25 protein-coding genes and 2 tRNA genes are annotated in these 23824 nt (G+C 34.7%); 20 read left to right on the plus strand and 7 right to left on the minus strand.

Annotation, left to right across the window (positions count from 1 at the left end; genetic code table 11):
• Positions 1-53 precede the first annotated feature (53 nt).
• Complete coding sequence (locus tag QL232_RS20205) at positions 54-959, plus strand: DMT family transporter (protein ID WP_281615545.1); 906 nt, start codon at positions 54-56, stop codon at positions 957-959.
• A gap of 1 nt (position 960) precedes the next feature.
• Here the strand turns inward: QL232_RS20205 and QL232_RS20210 are convergent, their stop codons facing one another.
• The 3 genes from QL232_RS20210 to QL232_RS20220 are packed head-to-tail and all read right to left on the minus strand — an operon-like array spanning position 961 to position 3123.
• Complete coding sequence (locus tag QL232_RS20210) at positions 961-1623, minus strand: ABC transporter ATP-binding protein (RefSeq protein ID WP_168883631.1); 663 nt, start codon at positions 1621-1623, stop codon at positions 961-963.
• Between the two features lie 4 nt (positions 1624-1627).
• A complete protein-coding gene (locus tag QL232_RS20215) occupies positions 1628-2659 on the minus strand; it encodes a DUF4465 domain-containing protein (RefSeq protein WP_168883632.1) in 1032 nt (343 codons plus the stop codon).
• A gap of 5 nt (positions 2660-2664) precedes the next feature.
• Complete coding sequence (locus tag QL232_RS20220) at positions 2665-3123, minus strand: type I restriction enzyme HsdR N-terminal domain-containing protein (protein ID WP_168883633.1); 459 nt, start codon at positions 3121-3123, stop codon at positions 2665-2667.
• Between the two features lie 58 nt (positions 3124-3181).
• Between QL232_RS20220 and QL232_RS20225 the strand changes: the two genes are divergently transcribed.
• The 11 genes from QL232_RS20225 to QL232_RS20275 all read left to right on the plus strand — a co-directional run bounded on the left by QL232_RS20225 (position 3182) and on the right by QL232_RS20275 (position 13519).
• A complete protein-coding gene (locus QL232_RS20225) occupies positions 3182-3709 on the plus strand; it encodes a hypothetical protein (RefSeq protein WP_168883634.1) in 528 nt (175 codons plus the stop codon).
• Positions 3710-3826: 117 nt separating this feature from the next.
• A tRNA-Gln gene (locus QL232_RS20230) sits at positions 3827-3899 on the plus strand.
• 34 nt (positions 3900-3933) lie between these two features.
• Positions 3934-4006 (plus strand) — tRNA-Gln (locus QL232_RS20235).
• A 91-nt stretch (positions 4007-4097) separates the two neighbouring features.
• On the plus strand, positions 4098-4823 hold the full coding sequence (locus tag QL232_RS20240; RefSeq protein WP_281615546.1) for a hypothetical protein: 726 nt from the start codon (positions 4098-4100) through the stop codon (positions 4821-4823).
• Positions 4824-4947: 124 nt separating this feature from the next.
• A complete protein-coding gene (locus QL232_RS20245; protein ID WP_281615547.1) occupies positions 4948-6057 on the plus strand; it encodes a tetratricopeptide repeat protein in 1110 nt (369 codons plus the stop codon).
• A 38-nt stretch (positions 6058-6095) separates the two neighbouring features.
• The gene (locus QL232_RS20250) at positions 6096-7643 is read left to right on the plus strand and encodes a YifB family Mg chelatase-like AAA ATPase (RefSeq protein WP_281615548.1); all 1548 of its coding nucleotides are present in this window, start codon (positions 6096-6098) and stop codon (positions 7641-7643) included.
• Between the two features lie 89 nt (positions 7644-7732).
• Positions 7733-9076, plus strand: a complete 1344-nt coding sequence (gene trkA / locus QL232_RS20255) for a Trk system potassium transporter TrkA (protein ID WP_168883638.1) — start codon at positions 7733-7735, stop codon at positions 9074-9076.
• 29 nt (positions 9077-9105) lie between these two features.
• Positions 9106-10575, plus strand: a complete 1470-nt coding sequence (locus tag QL232_RS20260; protein WP_168883639.1) for a TrkH family potassium uptake protein — start codon at positions 9106-9108, stop codon at positions 10573-10575.
• 37 nt (positions 10576-10612) lie between these two features.
• Complete coding sequence (locus tag QL232_RS20265) at positions 10613-11248, plus strand: lipoprotein signal peptidase (protein ID WP_168883640.1); 636 nt, start codon at positions 10613-10615, stop codon at positions 11246-11248.
• 249 nt (positions 11249-11497) lie between these two features.
• Entirely contained in the window at positions 11498-12055 is a 558-nt protein-coding gene (locus tag QL232_RS20270) for a YceI family protein (protein ID WP_281615549.1), read from the plus strand.
• Positions 12056-12169: 114 nt separating this feature from the next.
• Positions 12170-13519, plus strand: a complete 1350-nt coding sequence (locus QL232_RS20275) for a hypothetical protein (protein ID WP_281615550.1) — start codon at positions 12170-12172, stop codon at positions 13517-13519.
• Positions 13520-13592: 73 nt separating this feature from the next.
• Here the strand turns inward: QL232_RS20275 and QL232_RS20280 are convergent, their stop codons facing one another.
• Positions 13593-14096: a lactoylglutathione lyase family protein gene (locus QL232_RS20280; RefSeq protein WP_168883643.1), complete on the minus strand. Its 504-nt coding sequence runs from the start codon at positions 14094-14096 to the stop codon at positions 13593-13595.
• Between the two features lie 167 nt (positions 14097-14263).
• Here QL232_RS20280 and QL232_RS20285 point away from each other — a divergent pair, with 167 nt between their 5' ends.
• Positions 14264-14554 carry a helix-turn-helix domain-containing protein gene (locus QL232_RS20285; protein WP_281615551.1) on the plus strand — a complete coding sequence of 97 codons (291 nt, stop codon included), beginning with the start codon at positions 14264-14266 and terminating at the stop codon, positions 14552-14554.
• Between the two features lie 380 nt (positions 14555-14934).
• Positions 14935-16533 (plus strand): DUF4625 domain-containing protein, encoded by a 1599-nt coding sequence (locus QL232_RS20290; protein WP_281615552.1) that lies wholly within the window; start codon positions 14935-14937, stop codon positions 16531-16533.
• 443 nt (positions 16534-16976) lie between these two features.
• Here the strand turns inward: QL232_RS20290 and QL232_RS20295 are convergent, their stop codons facing one another.
• Positions 16977-17387: a hypothetical protein gene (locus tag QL232_RS20295; protein ID WP_168883596.1), complete on the minus strand. Its 411-nt coding sequence runs from the start codon at positions 17385-17387 to the stop codon at positions 16977-16979.
• Positions 17388-17606: 219 nt separating this feature from the next.
• Complete coding sequence (locus QL232_RS20300; RefSeq protein WP_168883595.1) at positions 17607-18167, minus strand: 30S ribosomal protein S16; 561 nt, start codon at positions 18165-18167, stop codon at positions 17607-17609.
• A gap of 323 nt (positions 18168-18490) precedes the next feature.
• Here QL232_RS20300 and QL232_RS20305 point away from each other — a divergent pair, with 323 nt between their 5' ends.
• The 6 genes from QL232_RS20305 (at position 18491) to QL232_RS20330 (ending at position 23269) form a co-directional block, all read left to right on the plus strand.
• On the plus strand, positions 18491-19114 hold the full coding sequence (locus QL232_RS20305; protein WP_168883594.1) for a rhomboid family intramembrane serine protease: 624 nt from the start codon (positions 18491-18493) through the stop codon (positions 19112-19114).
• Entirely contained in the window at positions 19102-19623 is a 522-nt protein-coding gene (locus QL232_RS20310; protein WP_281615553.1) for a DUF2062 domain-containing protein, read from the plus strand. The genes QL232_RS20305 and QL232_RS20310 overlap by 13 nt, the downstream gene beginning before the upstream one ends.
• Position 19624: 1 nt before the next feature.
• Entirely contained in the window at positions 19625-20680 is a 1056-nt protein-coding gene (mutY, locus tag QL232_RS20315; protein ID WP_281615554.1) for an A/G-specific adenine glycosylase, read from the plus strand.
• 92 nt (positions 20681-20772) lie between these two features.
• On the plus strand, positions 20773-21252 hold the full coding sequence (locus QL232_RS20320) for a single-stranded DNA-binding protein (protein ID WP_168883591.1): 480 nt from the start codon (positions 20773-20775) through the stop codon (positions 21250-21252).
• A 26-nt stretch (positions 21253-21278) separates the two neighbouring features.
• Complete coding sequence (gene gldE / locus QL232_RS20325) at positions 21279-22664, plus strand: gliding motility-associated protein GldE (RefSeq protein ID WP_168883590.1); 1386 nt, start codon at positions 21279-21281, stop codon at positions 22662-22664.
• Entirely contained in the window at positions 22661-23269 is a 609-nt protein-coding gene (locus QL232_RS20330; protein WP_168883589.1) for a gliding motility lipoprotein GldD, read from the plus strand. The genes gldE and QL232_RS20330 overlap by 4 nt, the downstream gene beginning before the upstream one ends.
• Here the strand turns inward: QL232_RS20330 and QL232_RS20335 are convergent.
• Positions 23266-23661, minus strand: a complete 396-nt coding sequence (locus tag QL232_RS20335) for a response regulator (RefSeq protein WP_281615555.1) — start codon at positions 23659-23661, stop codon at positions 23266-23268. The two genes, QL232_RS20330 and QL232_RS20335, sit on opposite strands and share 4 nt — an antisense overlap.
• Positions 23662-23824: the final 163 nt, after the last annotated feature.

The following is a 23824-nucleotide window of genomic DNA, read 5'->3' on the forward strand; positions in this document are numbered from 1 at the left end:
AAGTTAAGAAGGTTTATTTCTTTCATTTACCATTTAACTAACCAATTCAAATAATGTCAGCAAAACATCTCACAAAACTTCAAGCTCACTTTTTCTTAATTGGTGCAGCTTTAGCTTATGGGGCCAATTATAATATAGCTAAAATCGTAATGCCTGATTATGTTCAGCCTAAGGGCTTTATCTTAATGAGGGTGATTTTTGCCGCCATATTGTTTACTATTATCCAAGGAGTTTTTGTCAAAGAAAAAATTGAAAGCAAGAAGGACTATAGAAAGTTAATTTTTGCTGCTTTTTTTGGGACTTGTTTGAATATGCTCACTTTTTTTGAAGGACTATCATTAACCTCTCCTATTAATGCGTCAGTGATTATGGTGTCTTCTCCAATATTAGTGTTAATTATGTCTGCATTTATATTAAAGGAGAAAGTAACATCAAAAAAAGTAGTTGGTATTATATTAGGATTGATAGGTGCTTTGATTTTAGTAGGTATGAATGGTTTCGACTTTTCTAGTGGAACTGCAAAAGGTGATATCCTTGTAATCATCAATGCCTGTTCTTACGGTTACTATTTAATATTGATAAAACCTTTAGCCACTAAATATCATCCATTCACTATTTTAAAATGGGTATTTATCTTCGGAGTTCCTATGGTTTTACCTTTTGGTATTATGGATTTAGTAGAAGCACAGTGGCTAACTTTTACTCCAAAAGTAATAGGCGCTATAGCCTTTGTTTTAGTTGGAGCTACATGTATCACCTATTTATTTAATGCAATAAGTCTACAAGTTCTAAATGCAAGTACAACAAGCTTCTATATTTATTTTCAACCATTGATAGCTGGAGCTATTGCAATCTTTCTGTTTGATGAACAGCCTAGATGGGAACAATTATATGCTGCCATCTTAATTTTTATAGGGGTTGCCTTAATCTCAAACTGGAGAGGTAAACCCAATAATTAAATTAGTCCTGTACAATCTGTCCATCTCTAACCTTTACGATTCTATCTGCTTTTTTGGCCAACTGAGGGTCATGAGTCACAATAACTAAAGTTGTTTGATGATTTTTATTGAGTTCAAACAATAAGTTTTCAACATGTAAACTAGTTTCTTCATCTAGGTTTCCTGTTGGCTCATCAGCAAATAAAATCTTAGGGGTAGTAATAAATGCTCTAGCCAAAGCTACCCTCTGTTGCTCTCCTCCTGATAGTTGATTAGGGTAATGTTTCTCTCTGCCTTCCAAACCAACACTATTCAGCATATCTAAAGCTTTTTGTTTTGCATTTTTTTGCCCTTGAAGCTCTAGAGGTGTCATCACGTTTTCTAAGGCAGTCAGTGAGGGTAACAATTGAAAATTCTGAAATATAAAGCCTACTTTCTGATTTCTAAGGTCGGCTTTATCATCTTCAGAAAGTGATGTTAGATCAACATCATCAATCAATACTTTACCAGAAGTAGGTTGGTCTAGTCCTGCTGCTAATCCTAATAATGTAGTTTTACCAGATCCAGATGCACCAACTATAGCAATACTTTCTCCTTTTTTTACTTCAAAAGAAACATCTTTTATAATCTGTAAATCCTTTCCTGAAGAGGGGAAAGTTTTAATTAAGTTTTCAATTTTCAGCATCGGATTAGTTGTTTAATGTTACATTATCACCATTATCATTGATTAGGATAAGGTTGTCGAAACAAAAACGAGTAGGCATATAAATGTCAGATGTTTCACTATCTTTTTTACTGGTATTGATTCTAAACTCTAAACCGTGTACCAATCCAAAAGTTGACAACTCAATATTTTCCCAAACACTTTGTGATGTAATGGTCGTAGCTGTAGCACTAATAAGTCGAATAGAGACAAACTCTTCCGTAACTGTTCCATCCTCATTTACTGCTCTTATTTCAACATCATAATAATCTCCAGAACCGAATTTCAATAAAAGATCATCTTCAGTGGGTTCTTCTGGGTCATAATCACCATTAGCAGAGTTAACTACTAAAGGAGAGTTGGCAATGCTTACTCCTAAAGGGCTATAAGCCGCATCAAACTTTAATGTTATTTTCCCTTGAGTATCTGATCTTGCTAAACCGTATGTATTGATCTTATTTGTCAGTAGATAAGCACCATATTTCTCGTATGACTCAGACTCTTCATCAATAATATTTGAATAGCCAAAATCATAAAAATCGTCTGATTCGGTTGGAGAAGTATTTTGGAAAGTGATATTACCCGTTGTAAAAGTACTCTGGGTTCCACTAGTGCCGTCTCCTACCCAATAAGTATTTTCTTCTAGGGTTAGATCTTCAAAAGTAGCGACTCTTTCTACTACGTATACCGTAATTTCAGCACTTGCATCATAACTTTCATTTGAAGCCGAAAATTTAGCAGTTCTAGCTCCTTCTGTGGCATAGGATACAGGTTCAGTACTCAGTTGATTAGAGATTACCTCACCATTCACTTCCCATTTATAAGTATCTGGGTTGGCTCCTCTTTCTCTAGCTTCAAAAACAAACTCCTGGTCTTTCAAGATTAATGCTTGAGCTGTAGTTGGGTTAACCACTGGAGATACAATGGCAACTTCTAACCTTGGTGCCTGTATTGCTTCTGTTGAGCAAGCACTAATAACAAATGGTAGAATAAATAATATGTATTTACAGTATTTCATAGATACTATGATGTCTTTTTAATGTAAGATGGTAAAGGGATTTCTTTTAAAAAAGAGTAATCTCCTTTTTCGAAATTTATTGCACAAAAATAGTGTTGCATACCATTAGTGATACCAATGTAAGGTGCTTTGATTGTAGCATTATATCTAGCTACTTGTTCAAAAGTAGTATTACTAAGTTTTACAGAAGGGGCTTTACATTCAATCAGTAAAAAAGGACTTCCTCCTCTATCAAATAGTAAAAGGTCTGATCTTTTGGCTTGTTTATTTACTTTCAAACCATTTTCTATACCTACTAAACCCTTTGATACTCCCATACTAAACAACATTTGCAAGAATTGCTGTCTTACCCACTCTTCTGGTGTGAGCATCAACATTTTTTTTCTGATCGGATCAAAAATATATTTTTTTCCATCTCTCTCTTCTATTCGAACCTTTGCCTTCGGTAAATTTAAATCTTGCATTATGTAAATTTAGAAAGAAAAAGATGATAATTTGAAAAGAAATTAATGTGATCACCGATTGAGTACAAATTCAACATATAGTACAGAAAATTCATTTTCTTCTTATACAGATAGTAGCCCTGAGGAAAAACAATATTATTATTCTTACAGTTATCTATATAACTGGATCAAGATAAAAGAGAATAATGATCTTGTATTTACGTTTGATGAAGATTCTTTGATGAAATTAACAACGATATTTTTCGAAGTAAAACTACCTAATACACATAGGAAATTCGAACGTAAACAGATCAAATCTTTGTCGGTTAAAAAGAAGAAATTGATCCTTCCATTATTGCTTGGAGGAATCGTTGCTCCTCTGTCAGTGATAGCTGCAGCGTCATATTCACTCTCGATGTTAACGGGATTATCACTTTTCTTGGGATCAGCTTTTCTTTTTTACTATGGTTACGTTGGAAATTATCAAATTGAAGTGAAATTTTTTAACGGAACACAGAATCAGTTTTTTGTTGATGGAAATGTTTCTGATTTACAGAAATTTATCGTTGATTGTCATCAGCAAATCTATAAGAGAAATGTATTTTGATAAAGATGCAGAGTAGATTATTTACAATTATTTGATGATAATTTTTATCAAATGTTTGGTAGATAAAATTTTATACTATACTTTTGCATCGCATTTCGGGGAAACGCTCTCAGAAATTGTCCGATGGTGTAATTGGCAACACGTCTGATTTTGGTTCAGAAGAGTCCAGGTTCGAGACCTGGTCGGACAACATAAAAAAAACTTGAGACATTTTCCCGAAATAATGTCCGATGGTGTAATTGGCAACACGTCTGATTTTGGTTCAGAAGAGTCCAGGTTCGAGACCTGGTCGGACAACAAAAGCTTTACAGTTTTGCTCTGTAAAGCTTTTTTTTTGCTCGCTATTTTTATATTTGTAGAATAGAACGAATCAAAATTATCAACTAACATGTCAAGAAGAATAATAAAGGCATTATTTGCACTATCATTGTCTTTCGTTATGATGGGTGTTAATGCTCAAGAGACTGCAGGTTCAGGAGCTCAAACGAGTTCAACAAAAAGTACAACACAACAAAGTACTCAGACAAGTACAACAACTGCTAAACCTAAGGTTCAAAAGCCAAAAGGACCTAAAGACGATACTCTAAAGTCAAAATATGAGTATATGTCTAAAAGAGGTGGTCGTTGGAAAGAATATAGAATGATCAAGGGTACTTGGTTAACTGAATATTGGAATGAAGTAGATGATACATTGTCTACTGCATATACAGATGCCATTGAAGCCCGTAAAGAAACTGCTCAAGCTCAGCAAGAGGTAAAAGAAATGGAATCTCGTTTAGCTGAAAAAGATAGATTGATCGAATTAGGTGATTATATCACACTGATAGGTCTTGATCTTGAGAAGTATTCTGTGCTTTATACCACTTTTGCTATCGTTGGTTTATTGATCTTAATCTTAATCGTAGGTTTAATTAAGTTTAACTCTAATAACCAAACAGTCATCTCGGTAAAGAAGGATCATGAATCTTTAGAAAAAGAATATGATGAATTCAGAACGAGAGCACAGGAAAGAGAAATGCAAGTTCGTAGAGAGCTTGTTACTGAAAGAAACAAAGCAGAGGAAATGCAAAAAGAGTTATCATCTTTAAGAAAAAGAGATAATAAACTTTCGTAGTTCCCTAAAAATATGATATTAGAAAGCTCACTTCTTCCCCAAAGTGAGCTTTTTTTTATTTATCATGGTTTGAAAGCAAAACTTTTTACAAATTTACATCTGTAAAATTTTTCAGTATCATTATATGCAACGTTACGTATTCTTTCTTTTTACAATATTCTTAACGATTTCAGGCTGTCAGGAAGAAGATGATAGTTTAGACGGATTGGTGGATGCAAGTTCACATGAAGGAGAATTTTACGAAAAACAAGTTAAGTTTCTGAATAAAGCCATCAGAAGTGATAAGAGAAATCCTCGACTTTATTACCTAAAAGGAAATGTGGAAATTAGTTTACATGCCTATGCTAGTGCATTGGAAAACGCAGAGCATGCAATAAAACTAGATTCAACAGAAGGGCGGTACTATTTTCTAGAGGGACAAGCACACTATTACCTTAATAATTTCAGAAGAGCTTTATCGAGTGGTACGAAAGCCATAAAGCTGAAGTATAAGAATCCATCACTTAATATTTTAATGGCAGATGCTTATAATAATCTAGGTAAAGCAGATAGTGCATTACTTTTTATTGAAGAATCTGAAAAAGCAACTCCGAATAGTATTCCGTTACAAAAGGCAAAGGCAAAATCTTTCGAGTTGAAAGGAGATAAGATGAGTGCAATGGCTTTGTACAAAAAAATACTATCTGTAAAGCCAACAGATACTGTCGCTTATGCTCAATTGATTCATTATGAGGTAGAGCAAAAAAATGAGGAAGGAGCAAAGTTATTGATTACTCAGGCCAATGAGAATGAAGTATCTTCTTTGGATATTCAGCTTTACCAAGGACAATTGATCATGGGAGAAAGTTATTTTGACAGTGCCGAAGTGATTTTTGAGAATATATTGACTGTGAATCCATCTAAGTGGGAAGCATCAAGACAGTTAGGAAAACTGAAAAGAAAAAAGAACGTTCCTTTAGAAGCTAAAAAAGTACTTTTAGAAGGATTAAAACATACCCCTAATGCAAAGCAGCTTTGGTACGAATTAGGATTAACCGAGCAATATATGCTAAGGGATTATGGAGAAGCTAGAAAAGACTATGAAAAGGCATTAGAAATAGATCCTGCTTACCTAGATGCTAGAAGAGCACTAAATAATTTAAGAGCCTACTTAAGAAAACTATATGCACCTCCTGTTACTACAACAGAAGAGCAAACTGAAGATACTGGAGAAAATACCTCTTCAGAAGAATAAACATATTAGAACTGCAACGATTCTAACTAAAAACAACTATGATTTCTAAAACTTATGGAAGCTCCGTTTATGGAGTGGATGCTACGCTGATTGAAGTAGAAGTAAACGTACTCAATGGAAAAGGACTTTATGTAGTAGGACTGCCTGACAGTGCTATTAAAGAAAGTGAACACAGAGTAGAATCTGCTGTAAAACATTTTGGTTACGTTATTCCTCGACAAAAAGTAGTGGTCAACTTAGCTCCAGCAGCAGCAAAAAAAGAAGGAGCTGCTTTTGATTTACCTATCGCTTTATCTATTCTACAGGCCTCTGAACAAATTGGTGCTAAAGAACTCGATCAGTACATTATTCTTGGAGAACTAGCTTTAGATGGGACATTAAGGCCTATAAAAGGAGCTTTACCTATCGCGATAGAAGCAAGAAAGAATAATTTCAAAGGGTTTATTTTACCCAAAGAAAACGCTCAGGAAGCCGCTATTGTAAATAATCTAGATGTAATTGGGGTTTCAACATTATTAGAAGCCATAGAATTTATTCAAGGAGATAGAGAGATTGCTCCGTTGGAAATAGATACTAGAGAATTATTCAACGATATGTTGGATGATTACGAACTTGATTTCTCTCAAGTACAAGGTCAAGAAAATATAAAAAGGGCTTTGGAAATTGCGGCAGCTGGAGGTCATAATGTGATTATGATAGGCCCTCCAGGTGCAGGAAAAACGATGTTAGCCAAACGCCTGGCCACGATTCTACCTTCTTTGTCTCTACCTGAAGCGTTAGAGACTACAAAAATACACTCAGTAGCAGGAAAACTAGGAGCAGGTAAAGGACATTTGATTTCAACTCGTCCATTCCGTTCTCCTCACCATACAATAAGCGATGTAGCTTTAGTTGGAGGAGGAGGTATACCACAACCTGGAGAGATTTCTTTGTCTCATAATGGTGTTTTATTTCTCGATGAACTACCGGAGTTTAAGAGAACAGTGCTAGAAGTAATGAGACAACCTTTGGAAGAACGTAGAGTAACGATTTCTAGAGCAAAAATGTCTGTGGATTTTCCCGCTAACTTTATGTTGATAGCAAGCATGAATCCATGTCCTTGTGGTTATCATAATCATCCAGAAAAAGAATGTATATGTCCTCCAGGAGCAGTACAGAAATATCTAAACAAGATCAGTGGTCCATTATTGGATCGAATTGATCTTCATGTAGAAGTAACACCCGTTTCGTTTGATCAAATGACTTCAGTTAAACCTGCTGAATCAAGTACTGATATTAGAGACAGGGTGATAGCTGCCCGAGAAAAACAACAGAAGAGATTTAAGAGTGAAGGTCTTAAGTTGCATAATAATGCAATGATGCCTTCGCAAGTAGTAAAAAAAATATGCACTTTAGATCCATTAGGAAAAAACTTATTAAAGTCGGCAATGGATCGATTAGGCTTATCAGCAAGAGCATATGACCGAATTTTGAAGGTTTCTCGTACAATTGCTGACTTAGCAGGCAGTGAAAATGTCAAAGCTGAACATATTGCAGAAGCTATTCAATACAGAAGTTTAGATAGAGACTCTTGGGCAGAAGGTTAAAAATTATCGCTAAATGAAAAATCACACTATATTTGCTTTTGTATTCCCATTGATGCGGGAGTGTTTCTATTAAAAAAGAAAAAATAGCTGTGAAAATCATTATTGCAGGTGCCGGTGACGTAGGGTTCCACTTAGGGAAACTATTGGCACATGAAGATCACGACATTACGTTACTTGATACAGATGAGGATAGTCTGAATCATGCAGCAAATCATATTGATGTAGCTACGATAAAAGGTTCTTCGACTTCTTTCAATATTTTGGAGGAAGCCAATGTTTCGAAATCAGACATGTTGATCGCTGTAACGTCTTCTGAAGAGACGAACTTGATCACTTGTATGATTGCTAAAAGATTGGGAGCAAAGAGAACAATTGCCAGAATCATCAATAGTGAATACTTACATTCTAGAGATGTTCTTGACATGAGAAGAATGGGAGTGGATGAAATGATTTCACCTCAAGTGTTGGCAACAAAAGAGATCAAGCGCTTGTTGAAAGAAGCAGCTATTACTGATACTTTTGAATTTGAGAAAGGACTCTTGTCTTTAATTGGTATTACCATAGATCAAGAAAAGCCATTAGTAGGAAAAACGTTAGAAGAAACAACGTACTTGAACCCAGATTTCAAGTTCCTTACTGTTGCAATTCTTAGAAATGACGAGACCATTATCCCAAGAGGTGATACGCGCTTCGAATTGAATGACCATGTGTATTACATCGCAAAGCCAGAAGGTGTAGAGAGTGTATTACAGCTGACAAGAAAGAAACTGAGCAAGAAAATTAAACGCCTAATTATTTTGGGTGGTGGCAAAGTTGGTTTCTATGCAGCAAGGGCTTTAAGCTATAAATACAATGTTGTACTTATCGAAAAAGATAGAGATATCGCCATTGAACTAGCTGAAGAACTTCCAAATACATTAGTTATTCACGGAGATGGTAGAAATGTTGATCTATTAGAGGAAGAGGGCATTGACAACGCAGATGCATTTATTGCAGTAACGGGTGACTCTGAAACAAATATTATCACATCACTAGTAGCGAAGAAACATGGTGTGCAAAAAACGATTGCCCTTGTAGAGAATATGGATTACATTCACTTATCTCAGAATATGGGGGTAGATACGTTAATCAATAAAAAACTAATCGCAGCAAGCTTTATATTCAGATATATCCGAAGAGGTGAGATCATTTCATTAACCAACGTTCATGGTGTGGACGCAGAAGTTCTTGAATTTGTAGTGAACGAAAACTCTCCGGTAACAAAGAAGGAATTAAAAGCATTAGGGTTCCCTAAATCCGCTATTATTGGTGGAGCTATCCGAAAAGGTAAGGCTTATATTCCAAAAGGAGATTTCCAATTCGAACCTTACGATAGAGCAGTGGTACTGACAAGACCAGAGTGTATCGCAAAAGTTGAAGCATTCTTCCGTTAATCTGAATATTATCTTAGGTAAGAGATCAAATGCAACGTAAAAGTCAATTTAATGTAGGACTGATATGTAGAGTCCTTGGTGTACTGATTTTACTCAATGGTATTTTCATGTTTACCTGTCTTCCTTTTGCCTTCTATTTTGGTGATGGAGATTGGAAAGCATTAGTACAATCTGGTGTTATTACAGTAATTGCAGGAGGGTTTGGTATGTTATACGCCCAAAAAATGGGCTATGAACAAGTTTTTAAAAAGAAAGACGGTTATATTATTGTTTCATTAGGTTGGGCATTAATGGCTTTCTTTGGAAGCTTACCTTATATCTTCAGTGAAATACAGGCATCGTTTGCTGATGCCTATTTTGAGACGATTTCTGGGTATTCTACAACCGGAGCATCTATTCTAACAGATATTGAAGGAGTAGGAAAAGGTATTTTATTCTGGAGAAGCTTAACACAATGGATAGGTGGAATGGGTATCATTGTATTGGCAGTGGCTGTACTTCCATTCTTAGGAATTGGTGGGATGCAGCTATTCGTTGCAGAAGCTCCTGGTATCTCTCCTGATAAATTACAACCTAGAATTAAGGAAACAGCCAAAAGATTGTGGTGGGTATATGCTGGTTTAACAGGTGTAGAGACTATTCTGTTAATGACGGGAGGTATGAGTTTCTACGATGCCTTGAACCATGCTTTAACAACCATGGCAACAGGAGGCTTCTCTACATATAATGACAGTGCTGCTTCGATGTCTCCCTACATACAGTACATTCTAATATTCTTCATGGTACTGGCAGGGACCAACTTTACGCTGAATTATTTCTTCTTTAAAAGAATGTTCAAAGCAATCTGGAAAAACGAAGAATACAAATACTATTTAGGAATCATTAGTTTAGCAACGATAGGGATTTCTAGTGTGGTTATTTACACAACTGATTTGGGTATAGAAAAGGCATTTAGAGATGCACTATTCCAAGTAGTATCAATAATTACAACCACTGGGTATGTTTCTGCAGATTACACTGCATGGGCTCCATTTGCCACCATGATCGTCTTCGTATTGATGTTTTGTGGGGGTATGGCAGGATCTACAGCAGGTGGTGTTAAGATTGTTCGACATATTATTCTATTCAAGAACTCATTTCTTGAACTAAAGAGACAATTGCATCCTACAGCGATTATACCTGTAAGGTTTAATGATAAAGCCGTAAAAGGAGGTATCACATTTAATGTACTTGCTTTTATCATGGCTTACTTTTTGGTTTTTGGAATTGGGATATTAGTCATGTCAGCTTTAGGGTTGGATTTATTGACTGCAATTGGTGCTGTAGCAACATCTCTAGGTAATATTGGTCCTGGTGTAGGAACAGTAGGTCCAGTAGATAACTTTGCTCATTTGCCTGATATGGCAAAATGGGTATTATCTTTCTTAATGTTGTTGGGAAGGCTAGAACTTTTTACAGTAATGATTATCTTCACTCCATATTTTTGGAGCAGATTCTAAACATATAAGATTTTTTAATTCCGAAGGGAAAGGAACGATGGGAAATACTAAAAAAACAAGTCTGTCTACTATTTATGGAGTAGCGATATTAGTTATCATTCTTGATCAAGCAAGTAAGTTGGCTGTTCATAATTTTATGGACATGGGTACTTTAGGTGAAATTAAAGTGCTTGGTGACTGGTTTAGGTTGCATTACTTGCTTAATCCAGGTATGGCATTCGGTATGCAATTTGGAAATGAATATGGAAAGTTGATACTTACATTGTTCCGTATTATTGCATCAGGTGTCATTATCTATGGTATTTCTGTGTTGTATAATAAAGGAGCACATACAGGTTTCTTAATTTGTGGAGCTATGATTCTTGGAGGGGCTATTGGTAACTCCGTAGATTCTGTGTTTTATGGTGTCTTCATTGAAGGTAATGCAATACCAGGTTCATCAACACCTTGGTTTCATGGACAAGTAATTGATATGCTTTATTTTCCGATGATTGAAGGGAATTTCCCTACATGGCTACCATTTGTTGGAGGAGACCACTTCCTCTTTTTTAGCCCTGTTTTTAATATTGCAGATTCGGCTATATTTTTAGGAGTATTATTTATTCTAATCTTTCAGAATAAATTTTCGGAGTACGATTTAAATGGTGACGAATCTCCCTCTTTTAATAGTTAAAAAGTAATACAAATCATAAAGAAAAATTGACCAAAATCATGGTCTCAAAACACAAACCTTAATTGCAATAGCTGTTAAGGTTTGTTTGTTTTTATTTAAATCGGATAACAATTTTAATGGTGACTTTTTTACCTTTCTATACTACTTTTGATATGTAATCAATAACAGATAAGTGTTTTATGTTATTGATTTACAGATATTTATAATACCTAATTTTTAGACAGACAACTTATCAGAATTAAAATTAATATGAAAACATCATTATTATCCTTTTTATTAATTTTCTCATTATCTACTTTTAGTTCACTTTTAGCACAGACGAAAAACTTCTCGAAAGAGAATAGTTCTGTGAAGATAGAAGGAACATCTTCATTACACGATTGGCATTGTGATGTAACAGAAGTTACAGGATCAATTAATGCTAATATCGATGGTAATACAATATCTTCTATTGATGCTTTAGATTTAACTTTTGTAGTTAAAAGTATCAAATCAGGAAAAGGTGCAATGGATAAAAATATTTATTCAGCATTAAAGGAGAAAAGCAATCCACAAATCACTTTTAAAATGTCTTCTGCTACAATCAGTGGCAATGTAGTAACTGCTCAAGGTAAATTAACTATTGCAGAGTCTACTCAAGATGTTACTTTAACAGCAAATGCTGCTGTTGATGGAGATCAAGTGAAATTTGAAGGTAAAACTTCATTCAAAATGTCACAATACTCTGTAGAGCCTCCAACAGCTATGTTCGGAACAATCACTACAGGAGATGAAGTTTCAATCATCTACGACGTTACATTCAACTAAGAAAATCAGTAATTATCCTATAAAATACTAGAGTGTTGTGTCCATGTATGATGTGATGCATGGATGTTAACACCCTAATCCTACCTAATATTTATTCAAATTTTATTTCCGATTATGAACAAATTATACAACTTCAAGAGCATTTTCGCTTTGATTCTGATGATGCTTGCTGGTAATGCATTTGCCCAAAAAGATAGTGGAATCTTTGACCGTGATATGCAATACATGCGTTACAATGATCAAAGAGGTGTAAACGTATTTGAAACTACAAAGTCAGATACAGTTGGTTTCGATGGTATGAAAGTACGTGTTGGTGCAGACTTCGCTCTTCAAATGCAAGGTTTATCACACACTAATACATTAGGGAACCTACAAGACATGCACACCAACTTTAACTTACCAACTGCCAACTTAAGAATTGATGCTCAATTAGCAGATGGTGTTAGAGTAAACTTATTAACGTACTTATCTTCTCGTCACCACAACGATGCTTGGGTAATGGGTGGTTACTTACAAATCGATAACTTAAACTTCTTAAACTTAAATAGTCAATTAGCAGATGACCTAATGGATATCGTGACTATTAAAGTAGGTCAAATGGAAGTAAACTATGGTGACCAACACTTCCGTCGTACTGACAATGCTTACTCTATGGGTAATGCTTTCATTGGTAACACTATCATGGATGCTTTTGCTACTGAAATGGCAATGGAGGTTTATGCTCAGAAAAATGGGTTCATCGGTATGTTTGGTATGTCAAACGGTGCATTAAACCAATCAGTAACTTCTACTGGTAACTGGTCAGTATATGGTAAATTAGGTTTCGATAAGCAATTAAACGACGACTTAAGAGTACGTTTAACTGGTTCATACTATCACAACTCGAACTTGGATAACTCTAACATCTATGCAGGTGACAGAGCTGGTTCTAGATTCTACAATGTAATGGTTCCTACTGGAGATGACTTCAGATCTGGTCGTGTTAACCCGAACTTCACAAACAACATCGATGCGGTTATGTTGAACTCATTTGTGAAATTCCACGGATTAGAATTCTTCGGTACTTACGAGAACTCTCAAGGTATGTCTAAGGGTGAAAGTGGTGTAGAAAACGCAGAAAACAGAACTTGGGAACAATTAGCAGGTGAATTAATCTACCGTTTTGGTTCAAAAGAACAATTCAATGTTGGTGCTCGTTACAATACAGCTTGGGGTGCTAACGCTGCTGAGATGGGTGAGTATGCTGACGGTACTGTTTGGTCAATTGGTCAACAAGATGTTCGTCAAAACAGATATGAATTATCTGCAGGTTGGTTCATGACTAGAAACGTTTCATTGAAAGGTTCATACATCAAGCAAACTTACGAAGGTTATGATAACTACCTTGAAACTGGTTCTACAAACGCTAACTTCGCTGGTGGTGAATTCGACGGTTTCATGTTAGAAGCAGCGATCAGCTTCTAATTAGAAAGACTTAGTTAATATATAATATATTTCGAATAAAGGTCAGTTCTTAATTGAACTGACCTTTATTGTTTTATTCCGTATATGCACCAGAAGAATATGTTAATTCATAACTGTGTGTATAAATTTCGAAAACAACACCGAAAGGATCCTCTACATAAACCATTTTGTAAGGTTTAGAGTTAGGGTAATATTCTCTTATCGGCATACGTTGTTTACCTCCAGCATCTACAATTTTTTTAGTGAGTGTTTCTATATCTGGATCTTGTACGCAGAAATGGAATAAACCAGCGTTAAATGGGTTAAATTCTGGTTTCTCAGCCTTTGTAGTAGGAAAGGAGAATAATTCTATACCAATGCCATCAGAAGTCGACATATGAGCGATTTTAAAGGATCCCCATCCTTTACCAAATACGTCTATACACATTTGGCCAATAGCTGTCTCGTTTTCTTCTTTTACATCCGAAGGAGGCATAATCACATACCATCCCATTACATCTGAATAAAATTTTACAGCTTTTTCAATATCAGGAACTGTAATTCCGATATGAGAAAATGATCTTGGGTAACTTTGCATAATTATTTATAAATTTTTGATTGGTTTGTAAAGATCGAATACAGAATGCTGGAAGTCAATATCTTACTAATTTGAGAGATAGTTACTAATAGGTTAGTATTATTGATTATCAGTCTAAAAAAAATACAATGGAAAATAAAAAATATGAATGTCCGCTTCGATTCACGATGGATCTGATTGGAAGTAAGTGGAAATCCTTGGTGTTATTTCACCTACTAAAGGGTGGAATGCGTTCAGGAGAACTACAGAAAACATTAAAAGATATATCAAATAAAATGTTTACTCAAACAGTGAGAGAATTAGAGGAAGATCAGTTGATTCAAAGAAGGATTTTTCCAGAGGTTCCACCTCGAGTTGAGTATGAATTAACCCCATTAGGAAAATCGTTAGAAGGCATACTAATTCAGATGGATGACTGGGGGAGGAATGTAATAGAAGATATAAAAAAAGAACGCTAGGTACAAAGTATCTAGCGTTCTCCAAGCTCTCTCTTCAATCTATTCATCTGACTTCTATGCTGCTTAACATAGTTTTTCTTTAGATATTTTGTTGAAACCATTCTAATGGTTCAACTACGTATCAATGTCTTTTTGAGTACATTACAAATGTCATCATATGTTCCTTTAAAATGAAGGTATTTATACTTTTTAATCTTATTTGCTCAAGTTTAAACCTTATTTAAGAATTATATTAAAAAATTACTTAAAATATGTATCGGTGTTACGAAATCATTTCCTTAATGACTTTAAATTTCATCCGAAATAGATTAGCAAGTAAATTGCTATTAACTATGCTTAACATTTATTAAATTGCAGATCGACTAACTCATTTAATTTATATGAAACTTCAAACGCTCATATCATATATTCTACTATTAGCTGTTTTTGCATCATGTATTGCTTTAGAAGATGACTTTTCTCCTAGTATTTCTTCCATGGAAATCGAGGAAAATAAGGTCTTTCATTATAAGGATACTTTCAACTTAAGTGTTACGTTCTCAGACAATGTATTGATCTCTGAAGCAACGATCTCTATAGGTGAGGTAAACCCTGAAAGTAGCTCTGTTTTTACTTTTTCTTTTGACTCTACCTATGCTGATATTCAGGCAAGAGCATTGGCTATCGACTCCTCGTTAGTGATTCCTGCTTACGTTCCAACAGGGCAATATTTCTTAGCATTAAAAAATAAAGATGCAGGAGATAATGTAATGGTAGATTCGATCTTTTTCCGAATAGAATCAGATACTATATTACCTTCATTTTCATCAGATTTCTCAGTGATGTCAGCTATTGAGGGAAATCAAGAAAGTACAGTTTATTGTAGAGGTGAACGATTATTATTATCTGGTATCTTATCTGATAATATTGGTCTTACGAAATTGAGTGTACAGTTTGCCGATAGCTCTCCAAGAAACTTCTTAATACAAGGAGATTCATTGGATATTAATGATATCGTTCAACGACAAATTTTTATTCCTGAGTCGCTGGAGAACGGGATAGATACATTGACTTTAACTCTAGAAGACGAGTACAGTAATGTTTCTGTTAAGAAAATACCTTTAGAAATTAATTGTGATGATGTTGCAGCTAATTTTGCATCATATGAGTCCACTCAAGAAATACCATCAGATCGTATTGTTTTAATTTATCCTGGTACTCCATTCCAATTAACTTCATTAATTGCTGAAGATGAAGGTGGATTAGATTCAGTACAATTAGAAGTAAGTAGAATACCTGTTTCGTCTGATGGAAGTACTTCTACTCCAATTATCGAGCAGTTTGTTGAAGTCGCTTTAAATGGAGTGAATACAATAGATTTAGCTACCTTAGAAGATTTGAACTTTAATTTTGAATTTGATGAACTAACTACTGATGCAGGTGAAACGATTTTCATTAATGTGAAAATAAAAGACCAAGAGCAAACGTGGGATAATGCTTCATTCTTTAGATTCTCATTGGTGGCAAGAGAAGATTTGGCTCCATCAATTACTGTAACAGACTTCATCTTTAATGATACTAAAGAATATGTTCCTGAAAATGAACCGTATGCTTTAACACCTCAAACAAATAGTATCAATATTAAATTAGAAGGTAAAATCTATGAAAATGTAGGCTTACAATCTGTACTAATTGAATTCATTGATTTAGGATTAGGATCAAGAGGTACGTCAGCAAGTAAAACAGTTACTGAGTTTTCATCTTATCCTGTTGATTTAGGAAGTCTGATCTCAGATCTACAAATGGTAGTTCCTTCAATGAATCAGGCAGATTTATATGAATACTCTCAAACCGATTTCCGTTTAAGAATTCTTGCTACTGACATCAGAGGCCAAACGGATGAAATCATCTACAACTTCAGTGTTGATTATAGTTTAGCAATCGAAGAAGGAGAGGGAGAGGTGGAAGAGCCAATTCTTCCAGGTAGAAAAGGATTTTAATATATAATGACAATGATATACTGAATTAAAAATACAGTAGTTTCAATATAAAAAGGAAAGAGGCTGTCTCATGATTGAATAATTGGGGCAGTCTTTTTTTGTGATCATGTTACAAAAAACTTAGCAATTGATTACGGAAGTTTTCTATTCGTGTCAAATAATAGATTTTTAAGTATCAAAATAAGCTAGTAAACTATTTGACTGTCTATTTATAAGGGTGCTTGTAAATAGAAACTTTTTTAGAGGAGGTGTAAAACTGAAAACTAATTATTATCAAGATTCTCTTTCACTCTAATGAGTTTAGGATTCTCTTTCTTTATGATTGTAAAAGTGGGTGAAAAAATTGGTGAGTTTATTTATCATGTTTCACACTAGAAGGATATAAATCATATTTTCAAATAAAAAAACACCTGAAGTAGAATTAATCTATTTCAGGTGTTTTCTTATAAGTCTATTGTAACAAAACCTAACTGCTTAAGAACGCTGATTCGTCTTTCAGGGCTTTCTACAACTTTAATTTCTAGAGGAAGCTCGTCTGGGTTAATGTTTAACTTCTCTAATGAAGCTTCACAAACTGTTACCTGTACATGCTCTTTATCTACAGACTTTAGCATATTCATGGTATCAATATCATCAATTAAACTTCGGGTTACTTCACCGCAGACTATCAATTCTGCTCTGTGAAAATTAAGGTTATTATTCTCTATTAGTGAATCGGTGGTTGTTATTGCTTCTTTTAGGTCTTCTTTACTATCTACATGAAATACAAAACTATCTTCGCCAAGTACACCATATAGTATAGTTGATAATACAAAGAAAGAAGCTAGAACAACACCTACTATGTTTCTTTCCATAGGTTATTTTTGAATGTATGAGTTGAGTGTATTGTGTTATGAATATACGGAGAGTTGTTAATAGAGTTCTTGTTTAAACAACAATTTAAAATTTATTAATAAAAAAAGTCCTACCCTGGGAGGAGTAGGACTATATATTTTCGATTTGGGGATTACGTAAACCTAGTTTACGGGGTAAATACAAGGGTATTCACCTTCGACTTAAGATTTTTGCTTGAATTACTCAGCAGATTCTTCTTCTTCTGATGATTCTTCAGCAGCCTCTTCTTCTGAAGCTTCAGCTTCTTTTTCAGCTTGAGCAGCAGCGGCAGCAGCAAGAGCTTCAGCCTCAGCTTTTTTCTCAGCTTCTTCAGCAGCTTTACGAGCAGCGATACCAGCTTCTAATTCAGCTTTAACAGCAGCCTCAGCAGCAGTTTTCTTAGCTTCTAACTCAGCAGCATATGCAGAAGATCTTTCTGACATCCAAGCGTCGAATTCTTGATCAGCTTGCTCTTGAGTTTTTGCACCTTTGATAACACCTACTTGTAAGTGTTTCTTGAACATTGCACCAGCTTTAGAAAGTACCATACGAGCAGTGTCAGTAGGCTGAGCACCATTCAATAACCACTTTGCAGCAGCTGCAGGATCAATATCAATTGTTGCAGGGTGAGTGTTAGGGTTGAAAGTACCTAATTTCTCGATAAAACGACCGTCACGTGGAGATCTTGAATCAGCTACTACTACGTTGTAGATAGGTCTTCTCTTACGACCACGACGTGCTAAACGGATTTTTACTGCCATTTTAAATAAGCATTTGTGTGTTGGAAAGGAACTCGTCCTTTGTGACACAGTTGAACATATGGGAAACGCGTTCCCTTTACAGCGTGCAAAGATAATATAACTAATTGAATTCTACTACCTAAACACGTAAATAAACAATAATCTAAACGGCGAATTGCTCTAATAGATGCAATTCTCAAGAATCTCAGATCATAATAATTGTCTACGGAGAATAATATCACTCAGTAATTGTTAAATAAAATAACTCTGAATACTTACTTTTCTCTGATTCAATATTACTATCTTGCGTAGAATTATTATCAGAAAATTTTTCAAAAAAATAGATGTCACTAACACTTATTTTAATCGCTATCAATGTAGCTATAAGCTATTATGCATGGCAAAAACCAGATGTATTAAATAAACTTCTTATGCAGCCATATATGGTGCAAAAACAAAATCAGTGGTACAGGTTTATTACTTCTGCATTTGTACATGGAAGTTGGATGCATTTGTTCTTCAATATGTTTACTCTCTACTTCTTTGGGAGATATATTGAGTATTATTTTATGATTATCCTTGGTGATGAAACATTAGTAGCATTAGCTTACTTTAGTTTATTTTTATTAGGGGCAATTGTCGCTGATATCCCAACATTTATTCAACAAAGAAATAATTTTAACTATAGATCATTAGGTGCTTCTGGAGGTGTATCATCAATCATCTTTGCTAGTATTCTATATTCCCCACTGAATGATATCTGTCTATACGGCATCTTATGTTTTCCAGGATTTATTTGGGGAGCAATATATTTAATTTATACACAATATCAGACGAATAATATAGACAGCAACGTAAACCACTCTGCCCACCTTTATGGTGCACTTTTTGGTATTTTGTTCGCTATTGTGATGGAACCTTCTGCCTTACCACAATTTATCCAACAAATTTCATCATGGGCATTCTAAAAGATATTCGCTTATCTGTTAAGCATCAAGTAACACATAGAATCTTGGTGCCTATCCGTACATTATTAAGGCAAGGAATGACTCCTAATGAATTGGCTTGGAGTGTAGGTGTCGGTATGCTTGTAGGATCATCTCCTATGTTGGGTTTATGTACTTGGATATGTATTATCATTGCATCTATTTTTAAACTAAATCAATTTGCAATTCAGGCGGCGAACTATGCTGTTTCTCCACTACAAGCATTTTTGATAATCCCATACATACAATTAGGTACTTTTATTTTTGGTTTAGAATCTAAAGGCATCACTTTAGAAAAAATACAAGCTGCCATTGATGAAAGTCTATTCAAAGGTTTGGAGGAAATAGGGTTACTCATCTTACAAGGTGCAACTGCATGGCTATTAGTATCATTACTTGTAGTAGTCCCATTACAGAAAATTCTTCAAATCGCATTTAAGAAAATGCTCAAACGTATGAACCATCTTAATCAAACTGAAGTAACAGAATAATATGGAATTTGCCGATCGGCTCATCAATTGGTACGAGAAAAATAAACGAGACCTTCCTTGGAGACATACTACCGATCCTTATAAAATATGGTTATCGGAAATTATCCTTCAACAAACAAGAGTACAACAAGGACTACCTTATTATGAAAAGTTTGTAGCAAATTTTCCAACGGTAAAAGATTTTGCAGCAGCAGATATCGACAAAGTGCTTCATTTATGGCAAGGGTTAGGATATTACTCTAGAGCCAGAAATATGCATATTGCTGCCAATGAAGTGATGGAAAAGTGGAACGGTCAATTTCCTGATAATTATAAAGATTTACTGACCTTAAAAGGGGTTGGTAAATATACAGCAGCAGCTATTGCATCATTTGGTTTTAAGGAAAAAGTCGCAACTGTAGATGGTAATGTCTATCGAGTATTATCAAGAATATTTGATATCGACCATGACATTGCATCTGGAAAAGGACAAAAAGTTTTTACTGAAGTAGCCAATGAATTGATTTCAGAAAGCTCACCAGATATATTCAATCAGGCATTAATGGAAATGGGAGCTATCCAATGTACTCCTAAAAGTCCTCGCTGTGAAGATTGTCCTTTTGTACAAGAATGTGAAGCTAGAATTAAGGATATCATCAGTATCAGACCTGTTAAGCTAAAAAAGGTAAAAGTAAGCAACCGTTATCTTCAGTATTTTGTGATCGAACATAATGGCCGATTTATCTTAAAGAAAAGAGCCGAAGGTGACATTTGGACAGGTTTATATGACTTTCCATTGTCAGAAACGGCAGATAAACCTACCGAGTTTTCAACAGGCATTATTCTTGAAAATACAGGATTAGAAATACATGAAAACACTATCTTTCATAAGAGTGAAACGTTTAAGCATTTGTTATCACACAGAAAGTTATTTATTGAGTTTTTTCATGTAAAATTGCAGACTCAAATTTCTATACCAGATAAACATACTGATTATCAGTGGATGGATATTGAGGAAATTAAATCGGTTGGGAAGCCGATCATTTTAGAGAATTATTTGACAAAATATATTTATTAAGTATTTTGGAATCAGAGAAGAAAATCTTTTCTGATCATTTCAAACAACTTAATGATTCATATTTTAATAATTAACAGAACCAAAACAAAAAAATGGCTGGAGTTAACAAAGTCATCTTAGTAGGAAACTTGGGTAGAGACCCAGAAGTGAGACATCTAGAAGGTGGTGCAAGTGTTGCCACATTCTCTCTTGCTACATCTGAAAGCTATACTGACAGAGACGGCAATAGACAAACACAAACTGAATGGCATAACATCGTTATGTGGAGAGGTTTAGCAACTATTGCTGAAAGATATTTAAAGAAAGGTAGTAAAATTTATCTTGAGGGTAAATTGACTACTCGTAGTTATGAAAAAGACGGAATCACTCGCTATGCTACCGAAGTAGTAGCTAGAGATATGGTGATGCTTGATAATAGACCTGAAGGACAAGTTGGTAATAATGCTTATGCTCCACCAACTGCAGCAGATGCTCCTAGCCAGGCTCAAGCGGCTTCTCCTGCACCTGCGGCAGCAGCAGCTACACCAGACTTGAGTGCCGCAGAAGGCAGCAACGACGATCTGCCTTTCTAAATGTTTTTTGAACTTAAACGAAATTCATGGAAGGTGATTTGTCACACCCAGTAATGCCACTATTAATGTTTTCACTCCAAAATGTACCTTGGGGTGCCGCATTAGTAGTGGTGCTTTTACTCATTTTATCGGGATTAATTTCTGGTTCCGAAGTAGCTTTCTTCTCTCTAACACCCGAACAAATAAAAGAATGTAGGGAAGGAGATGATGAGGTTGGTAAAAAAGTATTTAGTCTACTACAGACCCCACAACTACTATTAGCAACAATATTGATCTGTAATAACTTTGTCAATGTTGCAATAGTTATGATATCTACTTTCATCGCTTGGCAAGTAGCAGATGATATAGGTATTGCAAGAGATGGTGCAGAAATTTTTATCACACTAACCTTTGTTGTAACCGCATTGGTGGTATTTATCGGCGAAATTGTGCCAAAAATATATGCCACAAAGAATAGCCTAAATTTTGCCAGAAGAATGATTACCTTCTGGATTGTTTCCATAAAAGTTTGTAAACCATTGGCCTTGTTGCTTACTTCAATGGGTAATACCATGGAAAAAGCTTTGGCTAAAAGAAATTATAACCTTGAAGTATCCGTCAACGAAGTAGACCAAGCTGTTAGTTTAGCAACAGATAAAGTTGACGATAAAGCAAGTGAAATGTTGAAAGGCATTGTTCATTTTGGTTCAAAAACTGTAAAACAAATTATGGTTTCTAGAACTGACATGAATGCTTTAGACAAAGAAATCGACTTCCATGAGTTGATGGATCATATCAATAAAAATTCCTTTTCAAGACTTCCTGTGTATGAAGATACAATAGATTCTTTGGTGGGTATCTTATATATCAAAGATCTACTTCCATACTTGGATAAGAATGAACATTTCGAATGGAAAAGGATTATCAGAAAAGATATTTACTATGTTCCGGAGTCAAAAAAAATTGATGAACTCTTAAGAGATTTCCAAGAACGTAGGGTACATATGGCAATTATTGTCGATGAATACGGTGGTACCACAGGATTAGTAACTCTAGAAGATATTATCGAAGAAATTGTAGGTGATATTAACGATGAGTTTGACGGTGACCTTGTACAAGATTATGTCAGCCAAGATGCTAGCTTTAACCTAGATGGTAAAACATCATTAGTAGACTTTGAAAGGTTAGCATTACTATCTCCTGATTATTTCGATAAAGTAAAAGGTGAAAGCGACTCCTTAGGAGGATTGATCCTTGAACTTTTACAAGAAATGCCTTCAACAGGAAAGAAAATAGACTATAGAGATATAACTTTTACGATTAAAGCTGTAGATAAAAAACGTATTAAAACCGTTCATGTTAAATTCAATGATGAACAACATATCAAACGTTTACAAGCCGAATTCGAAGAAGACGAAAAACAAACTTCATGAAAATAAATAATTTTTTAAGCTTACTTTTCATACCAGTAATATTATTTAGCTGCGGAAGCAGTACTGATCAAGCTTACTTACCAAAACCTAGAGGCTTTCATAGAATCGAAATGCCTAATCATGCATACTCTGATCAAGTCTTTAAAAACAAAGAATTAAAAGGGTATCCATACCAGTTTGAATTAGCAAGTAATGCTATTCTTGTACCTGACTCTTCATTTATGTCAGAACCTTATTGGGTAGAAGTAAAGTATCCTCAGTTTGATGCTACTGTAGATATCTCATATAAAAAGTTAGCTAATTTCGACTCTCTTGTAGGATATACAAACACATCTAATGTACTTACTTTTAAACACAATGTTCGAGCTACAGCCATTGACGAGTATAGTACACAAACAAATAATGGATATGCTGCAGTGATGTATGAAATAGAAGGTGATGTACCAAGTCAGTTCCAGTTTTTTGTTACAGACTCTACAAAACACTTTTTCAGAGCTGCATTATACTTCCCTACATCTACTCAGAATGATTCATTGGCTCCACTCATCGATTATGTAAAAGAAGACATGATACATATGATGAACACATTGAAGCTAAAAAATTAAAACTGATATCCTTCATCCAAGAGATAACAAGCTACTTCTATTGTTTTTTTGAGATAGCTTAAGCAATGATCTCCTTTTACTACATAGTTAAAGATTCCCAAAGCCTGTAAGTCTGCAATTTGATTTACTTCTTCTTGTGCAGAAATAACAATCACTAGTGTTTCTTTTGATTGTTTACGAAGCGTATGGATAATCTGATGACCCGAAATTTCTGGCATCATTAAATCAGTAACAATAATTTTTGCTGGTTCTTTCTCAAATGCTTCTAATAATTTAAAACCATTAGAAAAGAATTTTGCCTCAATATTCGGTAGCTTCTGTAATGCTAATTTCATCAGCATATTTTCTGTTGTATTGTCTTCTATAAAGTAAATCAGGTGTGTTGAATTCATGGCTTTTAGGTTTGTAGATTCTGCTTTTAACTATCGCTTGGATTTTTCTAATGAATATTTCGAAAGTTGCAATATGGGTTACAAGTTCTATCAAATAAGGTGTAACTTTAATATAGTAAATCAGTGAGAATATACTTTTATAACACAATGTTATATATATGTA

Origin of the sequence: Flammeovirga sp. SubArs3 (assembly GCF_947387565.1) — a bacterium.
GTDB lineage: Bacteria > Bacteroidota > Bacteroidia > Cytophagales > Flammeovirgaceae > Flammeovirga > Flammeovirga agarivorans.